We start from the raw sequence: 15,864 nt of genomic DNA, 5'->3' as shown, positions 1-15,864 counted from the left end.
GGGTGTTCTAATGGCTACTGATGAAAGAATGCAGCGAATCATCGACATCATTGTTAGTTCGTTTATTCCGATGTTAAAAGCAGGGATTGTTTTTACCGTCCCATTGACATTGATTTCTTTTTTCCTTGGGCTCGCACTTGCCTTGCTTACAGCAATGGCAAGAATCTCGGGAGTTAAGGTTCTTGATGCCATTGCAAGGTTTTATGTATGGGTGGTTAGGGGAACGCCGCTGCTTGTTCAATTGTTTATTATTTTCTATGGTCTTCCAAGTATTGGGGTTACGATTGGACCGTTGCCATCAGCTATTATCGGTTTTACGATTAGTGTTGGTGCTTATAATTCAGAGATTATTCGAGCAGCGATCCAATCAATTCCTAAAGGTCAATGGGAGGCAGGCTATTCAATCGGGATGAGCTATCGTCAAGCATTGAGGAGAATTATTCTTCCACAAGCAACCAGGGTCTCTATTCCCCCTCTGTCGAATAGTTTTATCAGCTTAGTAAAGGACACATCATTAGCAGCCACCATTACCGTTACCGAGATGTTTAGGGTAGCGCAGCAAATTACTGCGACAACATACGAGCCTTTAGTTCTATATTGTGTCGCAGCATTAATTTATTTGATGTTTAGTACAGTTCTTTCAAGCGCACAAGGGCGTATGGAAAAGCGGCTAGATCGTTATGTTTCAGGTTAAGGAGGTACACACATGATTGAGATCAATAATCTGCATAAGCAGTTTGGACAAATTGAGGTACTAAAAGGGATCGATTTGAGAATAGAGGAAGGTAATACAGTATGTATTATTGGCCCTTCAGGATCAGGGAAAACAACCTTGTTACGCTGTTTGAATTTGTTAGAAGTACCTACAAAAGGAATGATCAAGCTCGGTAATTTTTCCTTGGAATTTCAGGATAAAAAGCAAATTCCAAAGGATACTGTCATCAAGTTCCGTCAACAAACGGGAATGGTCTTCCAGGGTTATAATTTGTTCCCTCATATGACCGCACTCGAAAATGTCATGGAAGGTCTTGTGATCATTCGTAAGCAGGGCAAGGAACTGGCACGTGCTAAAGCTCTTAACTTATTAGACAAAGTTGGTTTAAAGGAACGTGCAAACCATTACCCATTCCAGCTATCTGGAGGGCAACAGCAGCGTGTCGGAATTGCTCGGGCGATGGCAATGGAACCAGAAGTCCTGCTTTTTGACGAACCTACTTCCGCGTTAGATCCTGAATTAGTAGGAGAAGTTCTAAAGGTGATGAAAGAACTGGCGAAAGAAGGAATGACCATGGTTGTGGTCACTCATGAAATGAACTTTGCCCGTGAAGCAGCGGATAAAGTCGTCTTTATTGATAAAGGGATCATTGTCGAAGAGGGTACTCCACAGCAAATTTTTGAACATACCCAGCACGAACGTACATTACAATTTTTAAATAAACTTTGTTCGTAAAATGACTTTCATGATATTCGAAGGATAGTTGATAAAAACAAAATCGTTTTGCATGGTCACTGAATAGGATATGGATCCATAGGTGACCTATTTTTATGAAAAAGGAGCTTATGCGTATACGTCCATTTTTAATGAAGCTGCTGAACTATATAGTTGAGGTAATAGGGATTCAAAGCTTGTGAAAGTATAGGTAAAGGCGCCTACTCCAGCTGCAATCAATTGGAAACTGGAGCGGGCACCTTTTTTTATTTATGCAATTAATGCGCATTTGGATGAAAGTGCGACGTGAAATACTGAATTTCATCAAACTTCCAATTTAATTCCAGTAAATGTCGTAAGTATCTAAAATTTGGTTGTAAGTGTTCCGATTTATGTCGTAAGCTCCACAAAATATGTAATAAACAGCTGAAAATATGTCGTAAGCGGTGGGGAATGTGCCGTAACCTCCTTCAGCAAGCTAATGAAGACCAAAACTCTGGTCGAATGCCAGCAAAATGGTCTTCATCAAGTTAATGAAGACCAAAACTCTGGTTGAATGCCAGCAAAATGGCCTTCATAAAGTCAATGAAATCCAAAACTCTGATCGAATGTCAACAAAATGGTCTTCATCAAGTCGTAAAGACGAGTATGTCGCACTTTGCCCAAAGATTTCATCACACACTCAAAAAAAGCCTAAAAAACCACGTTGATTAATAACCGTGGTCATTTATGTTTAAATATGGTGAAAATATCCCGCCGAGATATTGAGCATTTTCAAGATATTGGTTGATAAATTCCTCCAATGTCATGGGTATACCCGTATCTTCTAACCAATAATCGTAACTAATAGCTAGATTCTTTTTGATCACATCGTTTTCCAGCCATTTATGTGCTAAAGTATGATCCATCCGAGAGAGGACATTGGAAACATCTTGAATTTTTGTGATTAGTAAACACCTTCTTTTAAATAGTTAGTACTTTCCTTTCTAATATATGTAAAAATGACAAAAAGACGCTAACACATACGTCATTCACATATTTTTATAAAAAAACCTTATTGCATAAAACTTTCTGAAAATTTGTTGACTTTAGTTTTTGAAAATATATAATTATATGTATTAATCCGATTAAATTAATGTGAATTATAGGTAAAGTGGGTGATTATTTGTTTCTTCAAATAAATAACATTAACAAACAATTTATTAATCACAATGTTACTAGTAATGTTCTTACGAATATAAATCTCGATATTAAAGAAGGGGAGTTTGTCTCGATTCTTGGACCTTCAGGTTGTGGGAAATCCACCTTGTTATCGATTGTTGCTGGATTAACGAAGCCAACGAGCGGTGAGATTTTGCTCAATGGGAATCCAATCAAAAAACCGGGGAAAGACCGGGGGATGGTTTTTCAAGAGGCAGCTTTATTTCCTTGGATGACGGTCGAAGAAAATGTGATGTTCCCGCTTCGCAAGGAAATGAAGAAAAATGATGCAAGGGAAGTGGCCCATCAGTATTTGCAAATGGTCCAGCTAAGCAACTATACAAAACATTCCCCGCATGAGCTATCTGGCGGAATGCAGCAACGGGTCTCCATTGCCAGAGCGCTCTCAATGAATCCCAAGGTATTACTAATGGATGAACCGTTTGGTGCTCTTGATGAACAGACACGTTCAAGACTTCATTATGAATTAGAGAAAATTTGGTTAGATACAAAAAAGACAATTCTTTTTGTCACTCATAGTATTAGTGAGTCTATCAAACTATCAGACAGAATTATTGTCATGGGAACGAGACCAGGTGTTGTACTTGAAGATATCCATGTGAAAATTCCAAGACCGCGTGGTGCGCATCCCCAAGCAGTGGCTAATTTAGAAGAAAAAATCAATGGCTTATTAAAAATAGAGATTGATAAAGTGATAAAAGAGGAACTAGCTTATGCAGCGAACAATTAAACGAATTATTTTCTTTGCCCTTTTACTCATCATTTGGCAGGCTGCTGTTAAGATATTGAATGTTTCGCCGGCCCTTATGCCTGCACCGACTGACGTAGTGAAAGCACTAGGTACAGGTTTTGAAGATAAAACCCTCATTTACGATATTGTTGCAAGTTTTCGAAGATTAGCCATTGGGTTGCTTATTTCCATCATAATCGGCTTCTGTTTAGGAATCCTGTTAGCAAAAAATAAGACAGCTGATGAAACATTAGGTACCTTGATCTTAGCGCTGCAGAGTGTACCAAGTATTGTCTGGCTGCCAATCGCCATTATGTGGTTTGGTCTAAATGAAAGCTCTGTTATTTTTATCGTGATTCTTGGGGCTACACTAGTCATTACCATCAATATGAGGATTGGGATTAAGAATGTACCGCCTCTATATATCAGGGCTGCACAAACGATGGGATCAGGAGGAATCGATCTGTTTGCAAAAGTTATTCTTCCTGCTTCCGTTCCATATGCTGTTACCGGGATTAGACTGGGCTGGGCATTCGCCTGGCGCGCGCTGATGGCTGGAGAAATTTTGAGTACCGGGCCCGGGTTGGGTTATACGCTTAAGTACGCATCCGATTTTGGAAATATGAGTATGGTCATCGGTATTATGATTATTATCGGTGTCATTGGCACGATTGTGGACATTACTTTCTTCCAACGAATCGAACAGAATGTCATTCGCCGTTGGGGATTAGAAACAAGTAAATAAGGGGGAGTAATAAGATGAATAAAAAGACAAAAATCATCGGTATGTCATTTTTACTTAGTATGGGATTATTAGCTGGCTGCGGTTCAAGCGAATCGAGCGGCAGTACGGGCTCTGAAAAAGTCGTGATTGGGTATTTTCCAAATATCGATCATGCACCTGCAATGGTAGCGAGAGAAAAAGGGTATTATGAAAAGGAATTAGGGAAAAACGTGAAAGTTGAGTACAAAACGTTTCCGGATGGCGGCGCCTTTATGACCGCACTAAAAACAGGTGATATTGATGCCGGTTTGGTGGGTCCTGGACCAGTTATGAACAACTTCACAAACGGTGCAGATGTTAAAATTATTGCAGGCGCATCATCAGGCGGTACAGCAATTGTTGCAAGTAAACAAAGTGGAATCAATTCTGTTGAGGATTTCACTGGTAAATCGTTTATCACACCTGGTGTCGGATGCACACATGATGTCCAAATGGAAACATTCCTGCAAGACTACGGCATTTCATCGGCTAGAATTGGGGGAACATTGAAGCATGTAACCGGAAATCCTGCCCAATATGCAAGTATGTTTGAATCTGGTAAAGTTGATTTAGCCGCTGTACCAGAGCCATGGGCATCTCAATTAGTAAAAGAGGCCGGCGCGAAAATTATTGTCGACAGCTCCAAAATTTCTTACGGTAAAACATTACCGAATACAATTTTAGTTGCAAGTGGCAAGAAAATTAAAGCTGACAAAGAAGTAATTGCGAAAATTGTGAAGGCACAGAATGAAGCGATTGATTTTATCAATAAAAACCCTGATGAAGCAAAGAAAATTACTGTTCAAAGCATTAAAGAGATTACAAAGCAAGGACTTGACCAAGACGTAATGGATACGGCTTGGACACACATTCGCTTTACTGAAGAGGTAAACCAAGACGTGATTCAACAATTTGCAAATTCATCTATTGAACTAAAATTTATAAAAGATAAGCCAGATTTTAAAGCATTAATCGATACCCAATTCATTAATTAACAAAGAGCGAAGGGATACTGAGTGGGTTCACTCAGGCATCCCTACTTCTGTTTTATAGCAAAAATAGATGTTATCCTTTGAGAGGAGCATTTTTCTACTTAAAGGTTGGATAATAAAAGAATGCATGTAAAAATGATCTTGAAAGGTGAAGAAAATGAAACTATATAACTCCATTCTTGATTTAATAGGGAATACCCCAACTGTCAAACTTAATAAAATACCAGACCGATCTGGTGCTGAAGTATACATAAAACTTGAATCCTTTAACCCTGGGGGCAGTGTGAAGGACCGTGCAGCGATGAAAATGATTGAGCGGGCGGAGGAAACAGGGAAATTGATTCCTGGAAAAAGTACCATTATTGAACCGACATCTGGAAATACGGGGATTGGTATTGCCATGGTAGCTGCCGTGAAAGGCTATCGCTGTATTATTACCATGCCTGACAATGCCACTCAAGAGCGCGTGAAAATCTTAAAGGCTTATGGAGCAGAAGTTTATTTAACTCCAGGAAAATTGCGGATGCAAGGAGCGATTGATGAGGCCAACCGTTTGGCAAGTGAGCTTCCTGACAGTTTTATTCCCATGCAGTTTGAGAATCCGGCAAATGCTGATGCCCACCGTGGAACGACTGCTGTCGAGATATTGGAAGCTTTTGAAGGAAAGTTGGATGTTTTAGTGGTAACGGCAGGAACTGGCGGTACCGTTACCGGTGTAGGAGAAGAATTAAAGAAATCGATTCCGAACTTAAAAATATATGTGGTCGAGCCATTCGGATCACCGGTCATATCAGGTGGTCAACCAGGGCCTCATAAAATCCCCGGAACAGGTCCAGGGTTTATACCGAAAATCTTAAACCGCGACATTTTCGATGAAATCCTGCTCATTAAAGATGAAGATGCTGAAGTTATGGCGCGCCGACTTGCCGCGGAAGAAGGAATCTTTGTCGGGGCATCGGGAGCATCCACTGCCCATTTTGCTGTTGAAATTGCTAAAGGCCTTCCATCTTCAGCAAGGGTTCTATGTTTGGCTCCGGATACAGGAGAGCGATATCTATCATCTGACCTATTTCCGGGTTAATGGAATCTCGCGATTTATCATAAAAGAAGCTTCCGACATTCGGAAGCTTCTTAATTTAGTTGCTTTTTCGTGAAGGGCATAGTGGTCTTGACCTTCACCGTTTAACTCCTCGGTTGAAAAAGAAAAGCTTTTAATGTTGCATTACTTCTTCGAAGAAATCGGATAGTACTCGAGCTGCCAGCATACCGGCAATACTGCCGCCAATAACCACTGCTCTTTTTCCTAATAAATCATTTTCTAGCAATCCATTTGACATCGAGAATGTGCCTCCGTTTACAATCATTACATTTGATGGTTAGCATTAAATTTTTTTGTTTAGGGTTATTTTTTGTTAGAGTAAGAGAACTGCTTCTGGAAAAATCGCTCATTTTTAAGCAAACTAATTAAGTAAGCCTAAATAAATTAACAGTTAGAAAGAAATGATAGGAGTGAATGGTAATGAGATTTAATCCAAAAGAATTTTTTATACATGATTTACGTTATTCTGTTAGGTCTGCCGTAGAAAAGGATGCGAAAAATTTATCGGAACTAAGGGTGCAGATTGATGGCGAAACAGAAAATCTGGATAGAGAAAAAGGCGAGGCGTACATAGACGAAACAGGTTTTAAACAGATCATTAAAGTTGATACAGAAAGTATGAATAACCTATTTTTGGTCGCCGAGATAAATGGAAGAATTATAGGTTTTTCAAGATGTGAAGGGAATAAGTTGAAACGAACTTCTCATAAAGTAGAATTTGGGGTATGTGTATTAAAAGAGTTTTGGGGATATCGTATAGGACAAAACCTTTTAAAAGAATCCATTCAATGGGCAGAAGCAAATGGCATTAAAAAAATAACGTTGAATGTCCTTGAAACCAATGACAAAGCAATAAAGCTTTATCAAAAATATGGTTTTGAAGTGGAGGGTATTTTAAAAAGGGACAAAGTTCTTTCAGACGGGAATTACTATAATACTATCTTGATGGGGAGGTTTAATGGATAAGGATTTTTCTACCTTTTTAGAAGCCAGTAAATAGACCGGACCATGTTCCTTCGGTCTATTTATTTGCGTATCTTCAAATTAATCTTTACTTTCAAATTCAGTAGGATCAGGAGACATGGGAACACCAAAAGAAATATATAAAGTCAGACCATTTGCTTTTTCCTTCATTTATGCATCCTTTAAGTGAGCAGCTATAGGGAATGGAGAGGTAATATACTCAGTAGGTAGGTACGATTTTTCCCAGAAGGATCTTTGCTCAAGACTAAGTACATTTCCTTTCCATTGATTTGTATTTTTGAATAAAAACTTTTGTATTCTTTGGGAGCTTCATAGATATTTAGACTGCTAGGATATGTTTTAAAATCCTTGCAATAATAAAAGTATCCCTGATCGTTCTGAGGGTGTTTGTAGTAAAATAAATGTTTAATTCCCTCTTAGTGCGGGTAGTTAGTATATTAACTTATCGTCCAAAGGAGGAATTTAAATGTATAAACATGAAAAGCACCTAGTGGGAGTTTACGATACTGAAAATGAGGCAATCGTTGCTGTTCAAGACTTAAAACGGCAGGGGTATGCTGCTGAGGATATTTCGGTAATTGGGAAAAACAAAGAAGAGGTAAACCAAATTAATGATGTTACTGGTACAAAGACTGAAGAAGGTCTTGTTGCGGGAGCAGCGACAGGCGGCGCACTTGGCGGCCTTGTCGGTCTGTTGGCAGGAGTAGGTGCTCTTGCAATACCTGGCATCGGGCCGCTTGTAGCAGCGGGACCAATAGCAGCAACATTGACTGGTGTTGCTGTCGGAGCAGGGGCAGGTGGATTGGCAGGAGCTTTAATTGGAATGGGCCTTCCTGAAGAAGATGCTGACCGTTATGAAGGACTTGTCAATGAAGGGAAAATCATTGTCGTTGTTGAACGCCGTGAAAACCGTGTTGGGGATGACTATTTGGATACAGATGTAAATCAGAGTCTAACAGGCGGAACTTTAACACCAAATGATCCGACAAATTCTCCGCTCACTTCCGATAATCCAGGTAATCCTCGCTCGAACCACAACAGAGGTTTTTAATAATTGAAATGTACAAGGGTGCCTTTCCCAAATTGGGGCTGGCGTCCTTTTTTTGTCTATGCTCTTGGAATCATGCTAAAATTTTTATTGAAAGTAGATATCTTTCTTAGGTAAACTCCTACTTAACATGCTTCTTTACCTAGGAATCTTGAGCTGAGTTTTCATTTGAAACTGTTATTTTACCTCGATTACTATTTGTGAATGTGTTTAAGCAACCATCGCCAAAATTAAAATTCCCGCCGATTATGGAACTATTGGCAGTATGGCTGTTATGAGTGGCTGCACCAAAATTAATGTTAGCATTATTAGAAAGTGCTTGTACCTTAAATTGGCTAATATTGATCGAACATGCCATTTCAATCACCATCCTTACTCCATTTTATTTTGAAGAAAGGCATGTGATTGTCCACATCCCTAAAGGAAGTGTTATAAAGTAAATTATGGTACCAAAATATTCACGGCCTAAACGGATGGCGAACAGTGACAGGCACTGTTCGCCATCTTAGTTTGATTAAAGGAAATCAGGAAGACATTGTTGAATTAAGTAATGTAATATTGGAGGGCTGCAAATGCATGAAATTCAATTGAAGGAAATTGAAATGGAGAAAAGAAATGCATTTCTAGACTATCTTCTTTTAGCAGATGAAAGCGAAGAAATCGTAATAGAGTACATAAATGACGGCGAGATGTTCGCCATTCTCTACAAAGGACAAACCGTAGGAGTTGTCTTATTTACTTTTCACCCTAACGGAATCGTTGAACTTAAAAATATTGCTATTATCGAAGAATTTCGCGGTAAGGGAATAGGAAAATTAGTAGTTAAAGAGTCTATCAATTTATATAAAATTAAGGGGCTACATCAAATGATTGTCGGAACGGCCAATTCCAGTATTGCTAATCTAGCATTTTATCAAAAGCTGGGCTTTAGGATGGCCGAAATTAAAAAGGATTTCTTTAAAAATTATCCAACACCCATATACGAGAACGGAATCAGGGCATTGGATATGGTGATGTTTGAAAAAGAAATATAAAGTGAAAGTGGTGAAAGAAAACAGATGAACTTAGAAACTGTGTTTAATGGCCTCCCTATTTTGAAGTCTGATCATATAACACTTAATAAAATTGAAGAGAATAATCTAGAAGAGGTATTTGAAATTTATAATAATGATCGAGTGTTTGAATTTTGCGGAATAATCCCTAAGCACAATAAGGATACTGTGAAAAAAATGATTGGACACTTTGAACGGGATTATCTTAAAAAAACGAGAGTGAAGTGGGGAATATTTTATAATGAAAATGAAAAATTAGTGGGAATAATAGAAGCACAGGATTTTAATCAAAAAGTAAATATGGTCACCATTGGCTATTTTTTAGCAGAATCCAATTGGGGAAAGGGAATTGCAACGCAATCAGTTAGATTGTTGTTGGAGTTTTTCTTTAAAGAAGTAAATGTCAACAGAATTCAGGCAGAGGTAATGCCGTTAAATGTGAATTCAAAGAAGGTTTTATTAAAAAATGGATTTTTGAAAGAAGGGACATTGAGACAAGCAACACTATGGTCCGGAAAAGGGATTGTTGATTTGGAGATTTATGGCCTTCTTAAAGAAGATTATGAACAACTTCATGAAAGTGTTCGACAATGATCGTGAATCACGGCTGCCATACTGGGGTTCCATTTAAAACTAAAAAACAGAGTGAAGTCTCCCTTTTTAATTTAACGTTTCTAAAAGCAATCACCTGAGATAAAATGAATAATATGAGTTGGAGGAAAATACCAAACTAGTAGAAGCGTCACAATCAAGTTAGAGGTTGTGGTGATTAAAGGGGTATATCAATGCACAAAATTAAACAAATATCTATTCCAAAGGAATCAAGAGTGATTGTCATTTCTGATATCCATGGAGAATTAGAACTTTTCAAGGCGCTATTAGAAAAAGTTCATTTTTGCCAAAAGGATTACTTAATTATTAATGGAGATCTGTGTGAAAAAGGCAGCAATAGTAGGGGCGTTGTCAACTATGTGATGGAACTTGCAGCAACGAATCCAAAGGTTCATGTGATTGAAGGAAATTGTGAAGCGTTAGTGGAAGAACTTTTAAACGAAAATCCGCAATTACTGGGCTATCTACGGGCGAGACCGAACTCCATCTTCCTGGAATGGCTGAAACATATTGGAGTGGAACTAACCGATGAAACTACGATCCAAGAAATCAAGGAATGCCTGACAAAGCACTTTTTTAAAGAAATGGAATGGCTGGCAGCATTACCGACGGCTATTGAAACCGATGAGTATATTTTTGTCCATGCGGGATTAGCCGATATCGACGTTTGGAAAGAAACCGATCGGGATACCGCCATTTCTCTGCCAGCCTTTTTAGAAAAATCACATCGTTCCGGTAAATATGTGGTGGTTGGGCACTGGCCCGTGGGAAATTACTCTACCGATATATTGGTACATAATCCGATTATTCATCATGAGAGAAAAATAATTGCCATTGACGGTGGAAACAACGTTAAAGAGACCGGACAATTAAATGCTTTGATTATTCATAGGACGAACAATGAAACTGCTTATTCCTACACATATGTTGATGATTACCCTTTATGTAAAGTAGAAGAAGATTTTGTGAGTGACCCAAAAATGTTCGGTACAATTTCATACCCATTCTATGAAATTGTGCCAGTTGAAAAAGGCGAGCATTTTACATTAAGTGAGCACCCAGGAACGCATCAAATGCGTAATGTTAAAAATGAATATATTCATAGAAAGGAGACGACGCAATTCATGGCAAAAACAGATGTATCCTGCGCGCAAATTTCCGTAAATAAAGGAGATATCGTCTCTATCATCGACGATGACTGTACGGGATATAGCTTGATAAAAAAAGATGGCGTTGTGGGCTGGGTGGCGAAAGACATTCTGGGTTAAACCCAGCTATTAATAATAACAAAGTGGGTATCCATATGAAATTAAAAGCGTTAATAGGTTTTATAGTATTGTTTGCTGCATATCATACGTCAGAAGTTTTAGGTAATCAACCTGTTTTGATTTTGAGCTGCTTTCTCCTCTTTTTTGTTATTGCTCATATTGTGGCAAAATTGCTTGGTGAAAATGGAATTTCGGCCTTTGGGCTGCAACGACATACAGGTTCCTCTAAAACTCTTTTTACTGGCTATTTACTGGGTCTATTATTTTATGGGGGAAGTATGGTCGTTTCCGTAATAACAGGGGAAATATCCTTTGAAGGCATCTTTTCCATTCAACAAATTATCCTTCCCCTCCTCGGTATGATTTTACTAACGTTCCTTTCATCGGCAAGTGAAGATATTTTAACGCGTGGATATGTCTTTAAATACCTGCCGCAAAAAATATCAATGACAGTATTAGTGGTCATCTCCTCAGTAGTTTATGTACTGAATCACATTTGGAGAATTGATGATGGCTATACACAATGGATTATGCTTTTCTTAATGGGGTTAACATATGCCATTCCTTTTGCAGTAACAAGGTCCCTTTGGTTCACAATAGGCTGCCATTGGGGTTGGAACACTGTCTCTCTTTTTAAGAGTCAAATTGGCAATATGAGTGACTTTAAAATTATCGATCACACCACGGACTGGACATATATTATTACCATGTTGTTTTTCCTTTTATTTGTTGTTTTTTATTCAAGATTATTTTTAATCCGGAATGTAGAGGGCAGTAGAAATGATCTTTTTTACAATAATCAAAATAGGTAATTAGATAAGGAGTAATTGTATTGTGATGAATGAGGAAAAAATTATTGCTCTTATTAATGAAGATCAATGGATGATGGAAATATTAAAAGCAGCAAAATCATTGAATTTACCTGATTGGTGGATATGTGCTGGATTTGTTCGCTCAAAAATATGGGATACATTACACCATTTCAGTGAAAGAACTCCACTCCCTGATATTGATGTAATCTATTTTGACCCGACAAATGTGGATGAATTAGTAGAAAAGAATCTGGAAAAAAAGCTAACATCCCTAATTCCCAACATTCCATGGTCAATAAAGAACGAAGCCAGGATGCACATTAAAAGCAATATGCCTCCCTATTCTTCCTCGGTTGATGCCATATCCAAGTTTCCAGAAACAGCGACAGCTTTAGGAGTAAAACTGGATGAAAAAGACAATGTGATCCTAACAGCGCCATGTGGAATTTATGATGTCGTTCATTTACAGGTAAGGCCGACAGCTTTTTTTACAGAGACTAAGGAACGAGTGGAAATATACGAAGAACGGATGGCAAAAAAGAATTGGCAGGCGACCTGGAGTAAATTAAAGGTATTTCATACTCATAGTTCTTGGTAAGTTAACGAAGGTGTTTCTTTAATAGACAGTTACCTTCAAAGGTCAATTTCCCTCGTCGAGCTAATGGAGCCGAATAGTTGTAAAGATGTACTAATTTTGAGAGATGTTTTTAAGGAAAAGCCCAAAAGAACGCTGATTCTTTTAGGCTTTTGATATTGTTTACCTACCGCTATTGATTTCCTTCCCAAACAATTCAATTGTTTCAGGAATACTCTTCACACCAAGGTTGCCCTCTTTGCGCTTCCTTAATGCCAAGGATTGGTTCTCCACCTCCTTTTCACCAATAACAAGCATGTATGGGATTTTCTGCTTTTCTGCCTCTCTGATCTTCAACCCCATTTTCTCTGTCCTGTAATCAATTTCTACACGTATTCCTGCTGATTCTAATTGGGATTTCACGTCATTTGCATAAACTGCCTGTGAATCAGAAATAGGGATGATTTTTGCTTGAACTGGTGACAACCAAAGTGGAAATTCCCCTGCAAAATGTTCAATTAAAATGGCCATAAAACGCTCAACAGAACCGAAGATGGCTCGATGAATCATGACTGGACAGTGAGGTTTATTATCTTCACCGACATAAGCACAATTAAATTTTTGCGGCATTTGAAAATCTAATTGGACAGTCCCGCATTGCCAGCTGCGTCCAAGTGAATCTAAAATATGAAAATCAATCTTCGGACCATAAAAAGCTCCGTCACCTGGGTTTAGTTGATAATTTATCTTTTTATCCTTTAAAACAGATTCCAACGCTAGCTCTGCTTGATCCCAAATTTCTTCAGAGCCCATGTATTCTTCCGGTCGTGTAGAAAGCTCCACCTTATATTCAAAACCAAAGTGGGAGTAGAACTCATCTAATAAAGTTAAAACCTGATCAATTTCGGATTCAATCTGGTCTAGTCGAACAAATAAATGGGCGTCGTCTTGAGTAAAGGAACGGACCCTTAAAAGTCCATTTAATGAACCGGAAAGTTCATGTCGATGTACTAAGCCAAGTTCTGCAAAACGGATTGGCAATTCTCGATAACTTCTCCGCTTAGAGTTGAAAATTAATATAGCCCCAGGACAATTCATCGGTTTAATCGCATAATTTTGTTCATCCACATTGGAGAAGTACATATTTTCATGATAGTGATCCCAATGTCCCGATTGTTCCCATAGTTCCTGCTTCATCATAATCGGTGTTTTAATTTCTTGATAGCCTGCCCTTTGGTGTTTTTTTCTCCATAGATTTTCGAGTTCATTCCGAATCACCATTCCATTTGGTAGGAAAAAAGGCATTCCGGGAGCCTCTTCCATTGAAGTGAACAGTTCTAACTCTTGACCTAACTTTCGATGATTTCTTTTTTCAGCTTCCATTTGATTTGACATGCTAATTCCTCCTGATTTTTAAAAATGTATAAAAAAAGACCGCACTCATCCCAATGATAGGGACGAGTGCGGTCGTGATACCACCCTAATTCCAACAAACACCCGATCAAGGATGCTTTTTGCTCGAAAAGATAACGGATTTACCGATTAAAGATACTTTGGGTTGCCCCATTTCCCCATAATAGCTCCAAGGTGGTAAATCATTTGCGTATTCTTAAGGGCTTCCAGCCGATGACCCTGTTCTCTGGTAAGAAATTGTACGAATGATTCATGTCCTTTTCAACACGGTGACTTATAATTTTTTGAAAAAAAAAACCGCACTCATCCCAACAAAAGGGACGAGTGCGGTCGTGATACCACCCTAATTCCAAAAAACATACAATCAAGCATGTTTTTTGCTCGAAAAGATAACGGATTTACCGATTAAAGATACTCTGGTTTCCCCATTTCCCGATAATAGCTCCAAGGTGGTAAACCATTTGCATATTCTTCAGGGCTTCCAGCCAATGACCCAGTTCTCTAGTAAGAAAATGTACGAATGATTCATGTCCTTTTCATAGCTTATTTTGATTTCTGTTTTATGATTGTTGTCAATTTTAATACAAATATTTGGAATGGTCAATAGATGTTTATTAGATATAAATAAATTTTCATTGTGAGGATTGTGTATTGTTAATGTTGAATTAGAACTGTTTGAGATCTTGTAAGGTGTGAGGTAATATTTGGTATAATTGAATGGGGGTGATGATGAATGGGGCCTAAATGGCTGGAATGGGCAAAACAACTGCAATCCATTTCCCAGGCGGGATTAACGTATTCTAAAGATGTTTATGATTTGGAGAGATTTGAACAAATCAGAAACATAAGCGTTGAAATCTTGTCGCACTATACAGGGATGGATCAACTGGTTTTAAGGGATCTGTTTGCAAATGAAACTGGTTATGCAACACCGAAAGTGGATATTAGGGCTGTTGTATTTAGGGATCAAAAAATTTTAATGGTCAGAGAAAATACGGATGGTAATTGGTCATTGCCAGGAGGCTGGGGTGACATTGGCTTAACTCCAAGTGAAGTTGCCGTTAAAGAAGTCAAGGAAGAATCAGGGTTTGATGTGAGAGCAATAAAATTATTAGGAGTACTTGATAAAAAGTGCCATCCACATCCACCTTCTCCATATCACGTTTATAAGATGTTTATCCAATGTGAAATAACTGGCGGGCAAGCCACTAAAGGAATAGAAACAAATGCAGTTGAGTTTTTTGCTGAAAAAGAACTACCGGCATTATCAATTGCCAGAAACACGGAATCACAAATAAAATTGGTCTTTAAGCATTTACATAATCCACAAGAACCTGTCTATTTTGACTAAATGAATTTAATTAAGCAGAAAGTTTTACGGATGGGAGGTATTGGTGTGGAGCAGCATAAGATCATTATTACTCAGTATAATCCGAAGTATGCTGAACAAACAGTGAGGATGTGGCGAGATAGTAAGGAACAGGCTATCGGTCAGAAAGAAATTCATAGTTTTGAAAATCACATCTATTTTTTAAATCATATATTACTTGAACAGTATCAAATAGATTTAGCGTTAATTGATGAAAAAGTAGTTGGCATGGCTGCCTATAATGACAGGGAAATAAGCCAACTTTATATTCATAAAGACTATCAAGGAATCGGTATAGGTCAAACATTACTAGAAAAAGTAAAGGCCCAATCAGGTGGAAGATTAACATTATACACGTTTGAAATAAATAAGAATGCACAACGATTTTATGAAAAGCATGGATTTGAAATCATTGGCAGGGGACATGAAAATGAAGAAAATTTACCCGATATTCAATATGAATGGGTTGCAAACAAATGGTAAACTTGCGGGAAATTC

19 protein-coding genes are annotated in these 15,864 nt (G+C 38.2%); 15 read left to right on the top strand and 4 right to left on the bottom strand.

Annotated features, from left to right (window positions below):
- Positions 1–10 precede the first annotated feature (10 nt).
- Together ACIQXV_RS04120 and ACIQXV_RS04115 are read left to right on the top strand one after the other, a co-directional pair.
- On the top strand, positions 11–694 hold the full coding sequence (locus tag ACIQXV_RS04120; RefSeq protein ID WP_402956253.1) for an amino acid ABC transporter permease: 684 nt from the start codon (positions 11–13) through the stop codon (positions 692–694).
- 12 nt (positions 695–706) lie between these two features.
- Positions 707–1,450, top strand: coding sequence for an amino acid ABC transporter ATP-binding protein (locus tag ACIQXV_RS04115; protein WP_402956251.1), 744 nt, complete (start codon positions 707–709; stop codon positions 1,448–1,450).
- 689 nt (positions 1,451–2,139) lie between these two features.
- Here ACIQXV_RS04115 and ACIQXV_RS04110 read toward each other — a convergent pair.
- Positions 2,140–2,337, bottom strand: coding sequence for a hypothetical protein (locus ACIQXV_RS04110; protein ID WP_402956250.1), 198 nt, complete (start codon positions 2,335–2,337; stop codon positions 2,140–2,142).
- Between the two features lie 257 nt (positions 2,338–2,594).
- Here ACIQXV_RS04110 and ACIQXV_RS04105 point away from each other — a divergent pair, with 257 nt between their 5' ends.
- From ACIQXV_RS04105 to cysK, 4 genes are all read left to right on the top strand, one after another.
- The gene (locus tag ACIQXV_RS04105) at positions 2,595–3,380 is read left to right on the top strand and encodes an ABC transporter ATP-binding protein (protein WP_402956248.1); all 786 of its coding nucleotides are present in this window, start codon (positions 2,595–2,597) and stop codon (positions 3,378–3,380) included.
- Entirely contained in the window at positions 3,364–4,125 is a 762-nt protein-coding gene (locus tag ACIQXV_RS04100; protein WP_402956246.1) for an ABC transporter permease, read from the top strand. The genes ACIQXV_RS04105 and ACIQXV_RS04100 overlap by 17 nt, the downstream gene beginning before the upstream one ends.
- A gap of 14 nt (positions 4,126–4,139) precedes the next feature.
- Positions 4,140–5,138 carry an aliphatic sulfonate ABC transporter substrate-binding protein gene (locus ACIQXV_RS04095; protein ID WP_402956244.1) on the top strand — a complete coding sequence of 333 codons (999 nt, stop codon included), beginning with the start codon at positions 4,140–4,142 and terminating at the stop codon, positions 5,136–5,138.
- A 154-nt stretch (positions 5,139–5,292) separates the two neighbouring features.
- Positions 5,293–6,216, top strand: a complete 924-nt coding sequence (gene cysK / locus ACIQXV_RS04090; RefSeq protein ID WP_402956242.1) for a cysteine synthase A — start codon at positions 5,293–5,295, stop codon at positions 6,214–6,216.
- A 130-nt stretch (positions 6,217–6,346) separates the two neighbouring features.
- Here cysK and ACIQXV_RS04085 read toward each other — a convergent pair whose 3' ends face one another.
- Complete coding sequence (locus ACIQXV_RS04085) at positions 6,347–6,472, bottom strand: hypothetical protein (protein ID WP_402956344.1); 126 nt, start codon at positions 6,470–6,472, stop codon at positions 6,347–6,349.
- A 182-nt stretch (positions 6,473–6,654) separates the two neighbouring features.
- On the opposite strand from ACIQXV_RS04085, the gene ACIQXV_RS04080 reads away from it, so the two are divergent.
- Together ACIQXV_RS04080 and ACIQXV_RS04075 are read left to right on the top strand one after the other, a co-directional pair.
- Positions 6,655–7,200, top strand: coding sequence for a GNAT family N-acetyltransferase (locus ACIQXV_RS04080; RefSeq protein ID WP_402956240.1), 546 nt, complete (start codon positions 6,655–6,657; stop codon positions 7,198–7,200).
- A 484-nt stretch (positions 7,201–7,684) separates the two neighbouring features.
- On the top strand, positions 7,685–8,269 hold the full coding sequence (locus ACIQXV_RS04075) for a general stress protein (RefSeq protein ID WP_402956238.1): 585 nt from the start codon (positions 7,685–7,687) through the stop codon (positions 8,267–8,269).
- 139 nt (positions 8,270–8,408) lie between these two features.
- On the opposite strand, the gene ACIQXV_RS04070 is transcribed toward ACIQXV_RS04075, so the two are convergent.
- On the bottom strand, positions 8,409–8,636 hold the full coding sequence (locus ACIQXV_RS04070; RefSeq protein WP_402956236.1) for a spore germination protein: 228 nt from the start codon (positions 8,634–8,636) through the stop codon (positions 8,409–8,411).
- Between the two features lie 202 nt (positions 8,637–8,838).
- Here ACIQXV_RS04070 and ACIQXV_RS04065 point away from each other — a divergent pair, with 202 nt between their 5' ends.
- The 5 genes from ACIQXV_RS04065 to ACIQXV_RS04045 all read left to right on the top strand — a co-directional run bounded on the left by ACIQXV_RS04065 (position 8,839) and on the right by ACIQXV_RS04045 (position 12,608).
- On the top strand, positions 8,839–9,300 hold the full coding sequence (locus ACIQXV_RS04065) for a GNAT family N-acetyltransferase (RefSeq protein ID WP_402956234.1): 462 nt from the start codon (positions 8,839–8,841) through the stop codon (positions 9,298–9,300).
- Between the two features lie 24 nt (positions 9,301–9,324).
- A complete protein-coding gene (locus ACIQXV_RS04060) occupies positions 9,325–9,912 on the top strand; it encodes a GNAT family N-acetyltransferase (RefSeq protein ID WP_402956232.1) in 588 nt (195 codons plus the stop codon).
- A 191-nt stretch (positions 9,913–10,103) separates the two neighbouring features.
- On the top strand, positions 10,104–11,198 hold the full coding sequence (locus ACIQXV_RS04055) for a metallophosphoesterase (RefSeq protein ID WP_402956230.1): 1,095 nt from the start codon (positions 10,104–10,106) through the stop codon (positions 11,196–11,198).
- A gap of 35 nt (positions 11,199–11,233) precedes the next feature.
- The gene (locus ACIQXV_RS04050) at positions 11,234–12,010 is read left to right on the top strand and encodes a CPBP family intramembrane glutamic endopeptidase (protein WP_402956229.1); all 777 of its coding nucleotides are present in this window, start codon (positions 11,234–11,236) and stop codon (positions 12,008–12,010) included.
- Positions 12,011–12,035: 25 nt separating this feature from the next.
- Complete coding sequence (locus ACIQXV_RS04045; RefSeq protein ID WP_402956339.1) at positions 12,036–12,608, top strand: nucleotidyltransferase family protein; 573 nt, start codon at positions 12,036–12,038, stop codon at positions 12,606–12,608.
- A 159-nt stretch (positions 12,609–12,767) separates the two neighbouring features.
- Here the strand turns inward: ACIQXV_RS04045 and thrS are convergent, their stop codons facing one another.
- On the bottom strand, positions 12,768–13,979 hold the full coding sequence (gene thrS, locus ACIQXV_RS04040; RefSeq protein ID WP_402956227.1) for a threonine--tRNA ligase: 1,212 nt from the start codon (positions 13,977–13,979) through the stop codon (positions 12,768–12,770).
- 751 nt (positions 13,980–14,730) lie between these two features.
- On the opposite strand from thrS, the gene ACIQXV_RS04035 reads away from it, so the two are divergent.
- Positions 14,731–15,348, top strand: coding sequence for an NUDIX hydrolase (locus ACIQXV_RS04035; RefSeq protein WP_402956226.1), 618 nt, complete (start codon positions 14,731–14,733; stop codon positions 15,346–15,348).
- A gap of 45 nt (positions 15,349–15,393) precedes the next feature.
- Positions 15,394–15,849, top strand: a complete 456-nt coding sequence (locus ACIQXV_RS04030; protein ID WP_402956224.1) for a GNAT family N-acetyltransferase — start codon at positions 15,394–15,396, stop codon at positions 15,847–15,849.
- Positions 15,850–15,864 lie beyond the last annotated feature (15 nt).

It is taken from the genome of Neobacillus sp. NPDC097160 (genome assembly GCF_044762155.1).
In the GTDB taxonomy this organism is placed as follows: Bacteria; Bacillota; Bacilli; order Bacillales; family Cytobacillaceae; genus Neobacillus.
Note: the sequence above shows the minus strand (reverse complement) of the source record. Positions and strands in the feature narration are given on the sequence as shown.

What these genes read in the sequence shown, in the direction of transcription:
- ACIQXV_RS04115 (WP_402956251.1), top strand. Translation starts at nt 707, where the DNA reads ATGATTGAGATCAATAATCTGCATAAGCAGTTTGGACAAATTGAGGTA.
- ACIQXV_RS04085 (WP_402956344.1), bottom strand. Translation starts at nt 6,472, where the DNA reads ATGTCAAATGGATTGCTAGAAAATGATTTATTAGGAAAAAGAGCAGTG.
- ACIQXV_RS04120 (WP_402956253.1), top strand. Translation starts at nt 11, where the DNA reads ATGGCTACTGATGAAAGAATGCAGCGAATCATCGACATCATTGTTAGT.
- ACIQXV_RS04095 (WP_402956244.1), top strand. Translation starts at nt 4,140, where the DNA reads ATGAATAAAAAGACAAAAATCATCGGTATGTCATTTTTACTTAGTATG.
- cysK (WP_402956242.1), top strand. Translation starts at nt 5,293, where the DNA reads ATGAAACTATATAACTCCATTCTTGATTTAATAGGGAATACCCCAACT.
- ACIQXV_RS04065 (WP_402956234.1), top strand. Translation starts at nt 8,839, where the DNA reads ATGCATGAAATTCAATTGAAGGAAATTGAAATGGAGAAAAGAAATGCA.
- ACIQXV_RS04050 (WP_402956229.1), top strand. Translation starts at nt 11,234, where the DNA reads ATGAAATTAAAAGCGTTAATAGGTTTTATAGTATTGTTTGCTGCATAT.
- thrS (WP_402956227.1), bottom strand. Translation starts at nt 13,979, where the DNA reads ATGTCAAATCAAATGGAAGCTGAAAAAAGAAATCATCGAAAGTTAGGT.
- ACIQXV_RS04055 (WP_402956230.1), top strand. Translation starts at nt 10,104, where the DNA reads ATGCACAAAATTAAACAAATATCTATTCCAAAGGAATCAAGAGTGATT.
- ACIQXV_RS04100 (WP_402956246.1), top strand. Translation starts at nt 3,364, where the DNA reads ATGCAGCGAACAATTAAACGAATTATTTTCTTTGCCCTTTTACTCATC.
- ACIQXV_RS04070 (WP_402956236.1), bottom strand. Translation starts at nt 8,636, where the DNA reads ATGGTGATTGAAATGGCATGTTCGATCAATATTAGCCAATTTAAGGTA.
- ACIQXV_RS04045 (WP_402956339.1), top strand. Translation starts at nt 12,036, where the DNA reads ATGAATGAGGAAAAAATTATTGCTCTTATTAATGAAGATCAATGGATG.
- ACIQXV_RS04075 (WP_402956238.1), top strand. Translation starts at nt 7,685, where the DNA reads ATGTATAAACATGAAAAGCACCTAGTGGGAGTTTACGATACTGAAAAT.
- ACIQXV_RS04035 (WP_402956226.1), top strand. Translation starts at nt 14,731, where the DNA reads ATGGGGCCTAAATGGCTGGAATGGGCAAAACAACTGCAATCCATTTCC.
- ACIQXV_RS04060 (WP_402956232.1), top strand. Translation starts at nt 9,325, where the DNA reads ATGAACTTAGAAACTGTGTTTAATGGCCTCCCTATTTTGAAGTCTGAT.
- ACIQXV_RS04110 (WP_402956250.1), bottom strand. Translation starts at nt 2,337, where the DNA reads ATGGATCATACTTTAGCACATAAATGGCTGGAAAACGATGTGATCAAA.
- ACIQXV_RS04080 (WP_402956240.1), top strand. Translation starts at nt 6,655, where the DNA reads ATGAGATTTAATCCAAAAGAATTTTTTATACATGATTTACGTTATTCT.